Source organism: Flavobacterium luminosum (genome assembly GCF_023635005.1).
GTDB classification, from domain to species: Bacteria; Bacteroidota; Bacteroidia; order Flavobacteriales; family Flavobacteriaceae; genus Flavobacterium; species Flavobacterium luminosum.
Window position 1 is genome coordinate 102,304 of sequence record NZ_JAMLJM010000008.1, and the last position, 11,022, is coordinate 113,325.

Genomic DNA, 11,022 nt, shown 5'->3' on the forward strand with positions numbered 1-11,022 from the left:
AAAAAATGATTGAATACTCGTTGTTAGAATGGGAGGTCGTCATCTGCTCCCTGTGCTGTAACCTTGTTGTTCTCGGCTTGTGCAGTAGCTTGTATGGTTTCGGCTCTCCTGCTACCTCCGTGCAGTTTGATTTGTGAGGTATGAAAGTTCAGCCCCGAATGTGCTTCGCCGTCTTTGCCTATCCACGCTCGTGTATTCACTCGCCCTGTGAGTTCTACCAATGTGCCTTTTGTCAGCAGTCTTGCCACGTTTGCAGATAGCCAGTAGGCACAATCGAAGTAGGTCGTTTGCTCTACACGCTCGCCTTGTTTGTTCTTGTAGCTTTCGTTGCTCGCTACCGAAAAGTTTACTACTTGCTTGTCGTTGTTAAGGGTTCTTACTTCCGCATCCCTTGTTAGTCGTCCGATGATGTTCATAATCGTTCTGTTTTAAAAGTTTGACATTTTGTTACGTTCGCTTTTCTCGCTTCCTGCTTCCTGTTGTGGTCTGCTCCGCTTCGCATAATATTTTCCAAAAGAAAAACCGGAAAAAAGAAAGCAGATAATCCAAGCGGGCAACAGCGATGACCAAGAAAAAAAATGATTTAATGGGGGTTCCTTTAGGGGGAAACCGTTCATTCGTTTTTTTTATTGGTGGGTGTGTGCGATGGCTGCCCGCTATAACTTAGCTGCCTTTTTACCGGTTGATTGTGGAAATTTTCTATTCCTAATTTTTATGTCAATTATGAACAGGCTTCAATAGTCTGAAACAAAGGAGGAGTAATAAAAAAGTATGGGCATAAAAAAAGCAGAACCGTTAAGTTCTGCTTCTTGTGGTTAGATAAAAGCGGATTAGATTGCCATCATAAATGCCTCTTCCATTGCTTTGAATTTCGGTGTAACCAAATCCATATCCTTGCTGATTTTTTGGCTTGTGATTTTAGCATAAATTTGTGTGGTGGAAATGTTTTTATGCCCCATCATTTTGCTAAGGCTTTCAAGCGGTACGCCCTCGGTCAGAAACATTGTTCCAAAAGTATGTCTTGCGGTGTGAAAGGTTACTTTTTGCTCCGTGATAATCTCTGCCTTTTCAACCAATTTACCTATGTGCGTATTGCAGGTTGCATTGGTAGGAACCGGAAAGATAAATTCATTCCTTGTTGTACCCTGATATTTCTCAATGATACGTTTAGGGATTTCCATTAACCGAACATTGGAAGCAACATCAGATTTCTTTCTCCGGCTGATAATCCATTGATGACCGTCAAAGAATGATTGAATATTGCTTCTTGTCAATTTCTTAATATCAGCGTAAGCCAATCCTGTAAAGCAACTGAAAATAAAAATATCTTTTACAAGTTCATATCTTTTATGCGGAACCTGACACATCATCAGCTTTTCAACGTCTTCTTTCAGTATGTACCCTCTGTCGGTTTCTTCCATACTTATTTCGTAATCCTCAAAAGGATTATCACGTATCAGCCCTTTTTTGATAGCCAGTTCAGCCAAAGCAATAACAGGCATTGTGTAAATCCAAACCGTGTTATGGGCGCATTGCTTATCGTAGCGGAGGTAAAAGTCAAACTCACGGATAAAATCTGCCGTCAGTTCCCGAAATGCCATATCTTCCCTGTGATAACGCTCTTTTATAAATTCCGTAAGATGATTGTAAACAGTGATGTATTTGTTGTAAGTTCCTTGTGAACGCTCCTCTTTATCAACCAATCTTTTAAATTCAACATTCTGGTCGTTAAAAACTTTCAATATGGCATCATCCATTACACCAACACCGAGAAAAGAGAGCTTTACTTTTTGGGCAGTTGCAAAGCCCTCGTGCTTCAGCATATCTTCATAAATCTTGTCGATACGTCCCCGTATATTGTCCAGCTTTTGGTTGATGCTCAAAGCTGTGGCACTTTTGCCCTGAACCCGTCCGTGTTTTAAATCCCAACTATTAGGGTTAATTTCTAACTTTGTCCCGAAAGTTTTCGGTGTTCCATCAATGGTAATACGTGCCATAACCGGGGCATTACCGTTCTTTTTCAGTTCGTTCTTTTTCAAATAGAAAAGCAGTTTGAACGTCGATTTTTTTGTCTGCTCCATAACTCAAATGTTTAACGTTTAAAATTAAATTACATTGAGTTACAAGGGAATATAAAAAAGGGTGCAAAAGACTGAAATATAATCAGTTAAGCTATATAGTTGCCTTTATCAATCGGTAACGAATTAGTAACCTAACCTTGTCAATTTAAGCCCAAAACCTATCAGACACCGAGTTCCAAACTAAGACTACACATTTATAAAGCATTGTATAGTAGCGGTTTTAATCGCTTTGCGTACTTTTGCTTTTTATTAATCTTTTTATCCCAAAATATTGAATTTTGTCTGTATTGAAAGGCAAAACCGGGCAGAAAAAGGCGATCTATAAAACCTTTCGTAATGGCGGGAAGTCCACCCCACCAAACGGGATGGACCCACACTAAATGGTCTGCCCATTTAATCTTTTCCCAAGCTTCCAAGAGATCGGGTTCTAATTCCGTTCTTTTTTGGTAACCAAATTCGAGATTTGGATTGAATTGTAAGTCAGAAATGATAATTTCTTTTACAGCCGCATTACTTTCTAAGGCTCCCTTTTTATAGGCTTCAGCCAATGCAAAGTTTAGGCTTTCTTTATTGGGATGCCCATTGATGATTACTATTTTTTTCATGGGAGTTAACCTATAATTATGTTTTTATTTGAAGTTAATGCGGCTATAAATTCTTTGGGATTATGAAGTTGATGACTACAATATACACCATTTTGAATAGGGTTTTGAAGAAGTTTTTCAATATGTAACACTGTCGAAAAAGCGGTTAACTCTGACTGGCCTTTTAGACATTTTAACGCTACTTTTTCTCTTGTTGATTTATGAGTGGTGAAAACAATTTCAAAAGATGAGATATCACCATTGCCACTACCTCCAAAAATCAATTTACGTTCTTTAAAGTTTAACAGTTTGAAAAAATTTATTTTTTGCATTATTGCTAGGGCAGCAGTAATGAGTTTAGAATCGAAGGTTAATTTTACTTTGACTGATGGAATCTTTTCTATTTTATGAAGAATGTATAAATCGGGCACATCAAAATCAAAGACTTTTCTTTTTTGTCCGTCAAAATCAAATACATGGTTTTCTGTATTTAGAAAATGTTTGGTCCTCATTTCCACATTATCTTGATAAAAAGAAAAAGAGGTATTCACATTTTCCGCCATAAAATCGGCAGAGCTTTCGCCTGCTTTATCTTTAGTGGAATAGTAAACGTATACCGTGAGATTTTTTATGTCATTCGCGGTGACGTTCTTCGAAAATAGGAGTAAAGGTACGATACCACCCATCCAGCCTGAACTAAAGACAATTTTACTCTCAATGACTTTATTTTCAATGAAATGATGGGCTTTAATTAATTCATTGGTTGGTTTCGTAACATCGATATAATTGATGTTGTTTTTTACGGCATATTCCAAAACAGTATTATTGGTATCTTTTGTACAAACAACCATTAAATCGATAGGATGATTGTTTAATATTTCAAAAGTATTTGGATCATTTACATCTAGAGACAAGTAATTTGGTTTTGATTCTTTTTTCCTTGTTCCAATTAAAATGTTTAAAGAAGAATCTCTTTGTGAAAGCTTTTCAGCAATTGTTTTTCCAATTAGACCTGTTCCGCCTATGATTAAAATCGTTTTGCTCATTGTTTTTATTTTAAAATTTCAGATGAGCAAAACTAAATCCTATTGAATTTTAGAAATAGGACAAATGTCTAAAAGGAAAATTCTTTTCTAATTCTGCTAAGATGTCGTTGTGTAATTCCTAAATAGGAGGCTAAATATTGTAACGGGATTTTTTGGATGTACTCCGGTTGATTTTTTAACATCTCGGCATATCGTTTGGTTGCATCACTTCTTTGTAGTTGGAATATTCTTTTTTCTAATTCAATGTACTGTTGCTCCGCTATTGTTTTTAAAAAAAATATCCAATTTGGGCTTTGTTGCGCTAATTCTTCAAACGTATTCTTTGGAATGATAAGCAATTCTGTATTGGTGATGGCTTGAATGTTTTCTTGGGTTGGTTGTGCTGTTAAAAAGGACGAATAGGCCGTCATTAAACTGTTGGGAAATGTAATGCAATAGGTGATTTCTTCCTCTTTATCGGATATATAATAGGATCTCAAACTGCCAGATAAAACAAAGGCTACTTGTTTGCAAGTTTCCCCTTCTTTGATAAAGTATTCTGATTTTTTGAGGTTTTTATAGGTTAAAAGTTCAATAAAATCATCAATTTCAACATTGGTTAATATGTCAAAAGATTTTAAAAACGCTCTAACGTTATCGTCTTTCATTTCAGGATTTCTTTTTTTGCCATTACCCATAAGATCACAAATGTATAGTGTTTGTAGTGAATTTTGGTATTGCTTTTGCAAATATATCTAAAAGTAGGGAAGGACATTCCTAATTAAGAGGATAGTTTCTTTTTGAAATTAGGGTTAAAAGGAAACCATTAGAAACTAAAAAATGCTAAAATTTAGAATGTTTAGTTTTCAAAATGGATTGATAATTTATTTATCAATATTACTATTTTAAAAAATCAATTTTGTTTGTTTTTATTGAGGTCACGTATGGTTAAAACCATTGCGAAAAGCAACAATAAATTAGAAACAATGCCAGAGTAACGGTTTTCAGCAGGGTTTTCAAAGTTTAATTCTGTTATGTTTAATATTAGAAGTACTACACTCGCCAGAATTACAAAATAGGCTATTTTTTTTCGGTTCATTTTTGGTTGTTATTAGGTTTGAATAACTTTGGTTTGGTGAAAAGCGGATTTAAAATTCTTATTTGTAAAACAAAAGTAAATCCGATATTTCTCCAAACATTTAGGATGTAAGATTACATTTTTTCCAATTGACCAACTTTTTCCCAATTTTGGTCAATTTCCAATGCTACAGCAATATATACATTGTTTTTATCGCTTTTAAAAGCCACTCCTTTTTGCATTTCTGCATTTACTTCAGAAGGTGATAATTTATACATTGCTCCTGTAATTGGGTCAATTATTATTCCTATTAAGCCTCCAAAGGCAATATTTCCAATGTACCAAGCATTAAACTTCTTTGTTAAATTAGTTTCATAAGTTTTATAACCATCTAACTTTATCATCACGTGATGTTCTTTTTTTCTTTCCAGTCTAATTTCAAAAGGCGTTTTTCCAACTTCTACTTCATTAATAAAAATTGTTGCAGACGACGGGTTACTTGCAAATTTTACTGATTGTTTAGAACCAGAAACAATAGTAGCACAACTTGATAATAGAATTGATGAAGCAAATGCTGTAATGAAAATTGATTTTCTCATGGATTAATTTAGTTATTTAAATGTTAGTTTTTAATATTAATTTATTTGTAATTGGTATTGAGGTAATTCAGAAACATTGCCTTCATAAAAATAGTATTCAATTTTTAAGCGATAACAAGAACTCCAAATATCTGGTGTTTTTTTCTCTATTAATTTTACAATGTTAGCTCCGTTTTGCCTTGCTAATTTTCTAGCTTTGACTAAATTGGAATTAAAATCACAGTCAGTAGAAAAACCGGTGTCTCCAAATTTTCCATCTCCAAGTTTTATAGCTGTTTCAGGTACTTTGTGTTGAACATCAAGAAAAGCTACTTTATCTTCAATTGTAAGAGGTTTGTTCTGTGTTTGGAAATTGGAATTGATTGATGCACCACAACTTAATAAAATTGAAGCAGTGAAAAGAAGAGTTAGTTTTTTCATTTTTTATGCAATTTTGATTACTATATTGTTTGCCTCCTTTTTTGTTATTCCAAATTTGGAATGATTAAAATTTCAATTCGGACGCAAAACTATGTTATTATTTGCTTTTTTGGTTTATTTCAGATAGTATATCGTTAAATTGATAAGATGTTTATTTCAGATGAATATGATTAATAATTGCAAGGCTTATAATTAATTACTGGCCTTATTCTAGATTTTTTTTAGAATAATGTATATCCAAATATTATTGAGAATGTTTTATATTCTGAACTCCAAAAATTGTAGTCTGACATAATTTCTCTATTGGTTTGAAATCTTGCTTCTAAACTATATCTATCATTTTGTTTGTAACCAATTCCTATCGCTAGGTTGTTTGTTGAATTGACTTCAAATGTATTTAAAGTTGAACCATCTTTTCTAGTAAATTTAATAGTTGATTTTGAATTAAAATCAAAAATTAAAGAAGCATTCATGAAAATTTTAGAATTTTTATTAAGAAAGAAATAATGTCTTACGCTTAAAGGAACTTCAATAGAAGTGTAATCAACATTTGCTATTAATACTCCTCCAGATACATAGTTTACATTAGTTCTTTTCTCGGACTTGTAACTTTGATACGTTGGCTCAATTGCAATTGCCCATTTGTTTTTATTGAAAGGTAAAATATATTCAGCCTCTAATCCAAATCCAAATCCTATTTTATTATCAAAATTAGTGTCTCTAGAGTCATAAAGGGTATTTTGTATGCTTAAAGAAGAATTATTTATACGAGGTCTGATTGATAAATTAAATAAATCTCTTTTTTGTTTTGTCTCGAAATAAACTAATTCGTTATTATGACATTTATTGTATTCAGTAAAAAATTGTACTAAAGCATTTTTCTTATATTCCAAATTTTCAATTTTATTCATTTTAAAATTTGGACATTTCAAATCATTCCATAACTGCTGTCTGAATCTATTATTTTCACTAATATTATTCTCAGGAGTTATATAACTTTTAAAGATTAATTGTTCAATATTAGAGTTTTCGTTACTGTAAAAATATCTCCTTAAATTGCTATCAACGTATTCATATAAGTTCGCTTTTCCTTCAACTAATACTTTTAAGAAAAGTTCTTCTTCTTGAAATATAGGATTTCTATCACTGCTTAAATTATCGATGTTCTCACTAGACCTGTCGATGTTTACTTTACTTCTGATGTATTTTGAAATATTATCAATACCAAATTCTTTAATTGATTTTATTGATACGTTTTTAGTTTCGCTGTTTTCGGATAATTTATATTCAATTTCAGTGGGATTATTTTTCCAATCGATATTTTTGATCAGACAATTATTTTTTTGATCATTATTATCAATGTAATACCCCTTTTCAAAAGAGATTTGTGCATAGCAATTAAAACTTAAAATTGTGGTTAAAAGGAATAATAGTCTTTTTTTCATTTTTTTAGTTTGTTAATATTTGTATGATTGAGTTTTAATACTTTAAAATGTTTTAGAGCTTTTTAGAAGTCACTAATCTCAAAACTGCATATTCTTTTTATAAGCTTACAGATTTTGCGAGAGAAAAAAACATCAATTTATCTCTATTCTAGACTTTTTTGAAATCGCATTTAGATCGATTTATTTTCATACATTATTGGTCTTACCATATATTCTGTTTCAAATTCACCATTTTTATGTGAATAATAGTGTTTAGATTAGTAGTCTTAGTCTATTACTAAACGTCTAATCGACTTGCCTAAAGCACATTTGCTATTAGGATTGCAAATATAGATAAACGAATTGAAAACTGTAGGATTTTTCAAGATGTGTTTTAACTGGTCACTGTAGTAAACTACTATTAGCAGTATGTGTTTTATTTTCTTTTTAACATTAGGTTTATTATCAATAATCCAAGTAGTTGTGCTAAAAAGAAGTGTAAAGGGAAATTTGATGATTCCAGACTTATTGAATTTTTAAATTCATCAACTTTTAGAATTTCAATTTCGGATTTTAATAATAAGATTTTAATTAGGATATAAATTACAATTACAGTTAAGAAAACTAAAATCGATAATAATTTTTGACTAGACTTTTCAGTTTTAGTCTTATCCCATAAAACGTTCAAGGCAATTGGAGTTATTCAACATAAAACGCCAAATTTTAAAGAATCAAAAATTTGAATATTCGTTTTGCTATAAACAAAGAAAATTCTATTTAGGTTTTCTGTAATAGCATTTTCAATATTAATATAATTTACAATTCCAGATAAAATAAAATAAATGCAATAACTAGCGGTAAAACCTGTAATGATAACAGACGATTATAAGTATCAGTATTATTTTACACAGCAAGAAGATATGCCGCCACAATCGTAGCAATAAGGTTTTTTCATTTTTCTTAATGCAAATTTGAATTGTGTTTTTAAATCTAAATTTTCATTAATAACAGTTATCAAAATTTGAGCAGTTCTTCTTATGGCATTTTTCTCAATAATATCTTTTGAATTATTTTCTGGATATACTTCCTTGAATTTATAAGAGGAAATTGAGTCTCCATTCTTAATATCAAAAACAAGAAAATCGGGATCTAGAAAATTTATTTTATTACAATCAATGTTTTCTTCACAATTTTGAAGATTGTCAATCCCCATGTTTTTTAATTCCGACATAGTTTTTTTTACTAAATCAGAATCTAAATCCGTTTTTATATTTAGAGCTTCATGTTTTCTTAAAGTCAAACCCAAAAATCGTTTCGATGGTTTGTAGAACGAACTAATTATGAAACCACTATAATTATCATTTTCTTTGATTAGATAAATTTCCTGTGAATTCCCAATCATTGAAATCTTGTATTCAGTGGTATTTATATTTTGTGCCATCAAATAAAAGGGAAATATTAGAATAAAAGCCAGATAGATTTTTTTTTGCATTTTAAAATAGGTTTTTAATAGTATAGATTCTAACGCTCTGTTAGTTTGTGGTGATTATGATAAATTTAAATAGTTCCGTAAGAATTGAAGTCAAATATGAAAACACCATAACATTAAACACTAAGCTCACTTGCAGAAAACGTTTATTATTTACAGCTTATTTTTAATATTTGATTTTTTTATCCCTAAACCTTTCCAAAAATCGTCAGGATAATCTAAATTTTCATTTTCTACTAAAGGATTATTGACTAAGTTTAATTCATAACCATCATCAAGTTTTTTGTATTCTACAGCTTGATAAATAAAATTGTCCCAATCACCAGTATATTTTAATTCTTTTAAAGAACTAGGATAGACACCTTCGCGAACTTTGTGTAATTCAATCAGCGCAATGGCGGTTTTGAAGTGTTGATCACCAAACTTTTTACCTGCTTCCTCCTTAAATTTGTCAGGAAGACATGAAGTGAAAATTAAAGAAGTAAAAAGTATTGTTATTATTTTTCTCATTTGATTATTATTGATATTCAATTTATAATATTCATTATTGTCAGACATTTGCTATAAAACAGATTCAATATTTTTCTGGAATGTCATTATATGCAATTTATTAGGTAAAATTATTTGTAACGTCCTTCCAGCTTAGCTTTCCAATAGGGTATTTACTCACCATACTCAACAACATAAACTAATTTTAATTTAGCGATTAAAACTTTTTTAATATTCGTAAAACCAGCAATAATGTCAGTCAACTCTTGTTACTAGTGATTTTAATTTATAATTATTTGCCCATTTGTATCATACGAGAATGCCCAAGTTGATGATTTAGTATATTCTAGAGTGTTGTTGTTATAATGGGCTTCTGTATATTTTCTAAAATTATTTTTAGAAAGTGAACGGTAGAAAAAATCATCTATTAAAAATAATCTTTTGCAAGGATTAGTTGAATTATCATAATCTTCAAATGTTCTGACAATTTTCTCTCCCTTATTTATCCCGTTTTCTTGTTCGAAATATTCTGTTTTAGATAAATTTCCATTTGTATCGTAATAAAATTTTTCTGAAAATGTCCAAATATAATCAGTTGGATCATTTGCATCATACGGCATATTAGGAAAAGTGGTTTTTATTTCGGTGAGTTTTCCATTTGTATAAAAATAGAATTGTTTTCTATATAAGTAATTATTATTAGTGCTAGTTGGAATTTCTTTGATGTCAATTTGATTTAAAGAATTTAAGGTGAAATATTTAGTGTTTTTTGAAATGGTAAACTCTGTAGAAGAATAATAATCCTCAACAGTAACAGTATTATTTTTGTATGTTAATGAAGTATATATTTTGTCTGTAAATGATTCGCCAAAGCCAGTAGAACCGGAAAGAGTCATGAATCCGCCTATTTTTTTTGTAAGTTTTTTATTTTCGTTATATTCAAAATTAAATTTTGATTCTGCTTGACTTGGAAAAAGGGAACCAGAATGAAAGACAGACACACACATTTCTGTTATCAATGGTTCATTCGTCAGAGGATTATCTTGATCACTTGAGCAAGAAATTGTCAAAAATCCAAATAATAAAATTGTAATTAGCTTTTTCATTTTTTATGTTAGAGATAAAGATAGTTTTATAGTATTAAAAGACTATGTGATGTTGGCATGGCTAGTTTTTGTAGTTAGTTACTCACAGAATATGACAAATATAGACAAATTTTTCTTTAACCATTAATTCTCCAAATAGGCGTAAAATTCGCAATGGTGACAAACTCTTGTTAGGTTTAGTTTTTTATTTTAACTTATAAATATCTTTAGGATTTATATATTCTTTTCGACTAATCGAATAGAGTACATTATTATTTTCGTCTTTGATCAGACCTATACTTTCATCATTTGCAATCGGAAAGTTTATTTGATAACCTCTTCCATCGTCTAATTTAATTCCATAGGTTTCTATCGAGTTCACAATATTCACGGAATTCTGACTGTAATTATGAGTTACACTTTTTTTTGAATCATCACTCAATGTCAATTTTTTCGCTTCGAATACAATTTCTACTTTTTCGCCATTTGGTGTCATCCCTTTCCAATTCCCTCGATAAGTATCAGATCCACTACATCCAATCAAAGTAAGTCCAATGATAACTAATAATAATACGCCGATTTTTTTCATTTTAATTTATAGTTCAATAATTAGGTTTCATAGGCGGTTTCAAGTTTCTAACGCAACGGTTAGTTATTTTCAAAAGTAAGATAAATATTAGATTTTTTGTTCTTTATTTCCCAAAATTTTAAAAACATCTTTAGATTGATATTTTAAAAATTTCGAGAA

At 30.6% G+C, this 11,022-nt stretch carries 11 protein-coding genes and 1 pseudogene; all 12 read right to left on the reverse strand.

Features of this window, described 5'->3' with window-relative positions; all coding sequences use genetic code 11:
* Positions 1-23 precede the first annotated feature (23 nt).
* Positions 24-416, reverse strand: a complete 393-nt coding sequence (locus NAT50_RS10460) for a single-stranded DNA-binding protein (RefSeq protein ID WP_002995963.1) — start codon at positions 414-416, stop codon at positions 24-26.
* Positions 417-830: 414 nt separating this feature from the next.
* Positions 831-2,081: a site-specific integrase gene (locus tag NAT50_RS10465; protein ID WP_002995959.1), complete on the reverse strand. Its 1,251-nt coding sequence runs from the start codon at positions 2,079-2,081 to the stop codon at positions 831-833.
* A 242-nt stretch (positions 2,082-2,323) separates the two neighbouring features.
* Positions 2,324-2,686 (reverse strand): annotated as a pseudogene (locus NAT50_RS10470) (NAD(P)H-dependent oxidoreductase); the annotation flags it as partial.
* Between the two features lie 5 nt (positions 2,687-2,691).
* On the reverse strand, positions 2,692-3,711 hold the full coding sequence (locus tag NAT50_RS10475; protein ID WP_250593176.1) for a Rossmann-fold NAD(P)-binding domain-containing protein: 1,020 nt from the start codon (positions 3,709-3,711) through the stop codon (positions 2,692-2,694).
* A 68-nt stretch (positions 3,712-3,779) separates the two neighbouring features.
* Entirely contained in the window at positions 3,780-4,358 is a 579-nt protein-coding gene (locus tag NAT50_RS10480; protein ID WP_250593177.1) for a Crp/Fnr family transcriptional regulator, read from the reverse strand.
* 544 nt (positions 4,359-4,902) lie between these two features.
* On the reverse strand, positions 4,903-5,367 hold the full coding sequence (locus NAT50_RS10485) for a PEGA domain-containing protein (protein WP_250593178.1): 465 nt from the start codon (positions 5,365-5,367) through the stop codon (positions 4,903-4,905).
* A 36-nt stretch (positions 5,368-5,403) separates the two neighbouring features.
* Positions 5,404-5,787: a hypothetical protein gene (locus NAT50_RS10490; protein ID WP_250593179.1), complete on the reverse strand. Its 384-nt coding sequence runs from the start codon at positions 5,785-5,787 to the stop codon at positions 5,404-5,406.
* 221 nt (positions 5,788-6,008) lie between these two features.
* Complete coding sequence (locus NAT50_RS10495; RefSeq protein ID WP_250593180.1) at positions 6,009-7,232, reverse strand: PorT family protein; 1,224 nt, start codon at positions 7,230-7,232, stop codon at positions 6,009-6,011.
* Between the two features lie 877 nt (positions 7,233-8,109).
* On the reverse strand, positions 8,110-8,703 hold the full coding sequence (locus tag NAT50_RS10500; RefSeq protein WP_250593181.1) for a hypothetical protein: 594 nt from the start codon (positions 8,701-8,703) through the stop codon (positions 8,110-8,112).
* Between the two features lie 150 nt (positions 8,704-8,853).
* On the reverse strand, positions 8,854-9,210 hold the full coding sequence (locus NAT50_RS10505) for a hypothetical protein (RefSeq protein WP_250593182.1): 357 nt from the start codon (positions 9,208-9,210) through the stop codon (positions 8,854-8,856).
* A 260-nt stretch (positions 9,211-9,470) separates the two neighbouring features.
* The gene (locus NAT50_RS10510) at positions 9,471-10,295 is read right to left on the reverse strand and encodes a hypothetical protein (protein ID WP_250593183.1); all 825 of its coding nucleotides are present in this window, start codon (positions 10,293-10,295) and stop codon (positions 9,471-9,473) included.
* 184 nt (positions 10,296-10,479) lie between these two features.
* Positions 10,480-10,863, reverse strand: a complete 384-nt coding sequence (locus NAT50_RS10515; RefSeq protein ID WP_250593184.1) for a hypothetical protein — start codon at positions 10,861-10,863, stop codon at positions 10,480-10,482.
* Positions 10,864-11,022 lie beyond the last annotated feature (159 nt).

Coding starts and splice junctions, on each gene's coding strand:
- NAT50_RS10460 (WP_002995963.1), bottom strand. CDS start 416: ATGAACATCATCGGACGACTAACAAGGGATGCGGAAGTAAGAACCCTT.
- NAT50_RS10465 (WP_002995959.1), bottom strand. CDS start 2,081: ATGGAGCAGACAAAAAAATCGACGTTCAAACTGCTTTTCTATTTGAAA.
- NAT50_RS10475 (WP_250593176.1), bottom strand. CDS start 3,711: ATGAGCAAAACGATTTTAATCATAGGCGGAACAGGTCTAATTGGAAAA.
- NAT50_RS10480 (WP_250593177.1), bottom strand. CDS start 4,358: ATGAAAGACGATAACGTTAGAGCGTTTTTAAAATCTTTTGACATATTA.
- NAT50_RS10485 (WP_250593178.1), bottom strand. CDS start 5,367: ATGAGAAAATCAATTTTCATTACAGCATTTGCTTCATCAATTCTATTA.
- NAT50_RS10490 (WP_250593179.1), bottom strand. CDS start 5,787: ATGAAAAAACTAACTCTTCTTTTCACTGCTTCAATTTTATTAAGTTGT.
- NAT50_RS10495 (WP_250593180.1), bottom strand. CDS start 7,232: ATGAAAAAAAGACTATTATTCCTTTTAACCACAATTTTAAGTTTTAAT.
- NAT50_RS10500 (WP_250593181.1), bottom strand. CDS start 8,703: ATGCAAAAAAAAATCTATCTGGCTTTTATTCTAATATTTCCCTTTTAT.
- NAT50_RS10505 (WP_250593182.1), bottom strand. CDS start 9,210: ATGAGAAAAATAATAACAATACTTTTTACTTCTTTAATTTTCACTTCA.
- NAT50_RS10510 (WP_250593183.1), bottom strand. CDS start 10,295: ATGAAAAAGCTAATTACAATTTTATTATTTGGATTTTTGACAATTTCT.
- NAT50_RS10515 (WP_250593184.1), bottom strand. CDS start 10,863: ATGAAAAAAATCGGCGTATTATTATTAGTTATCATTGGACTTACTTTG.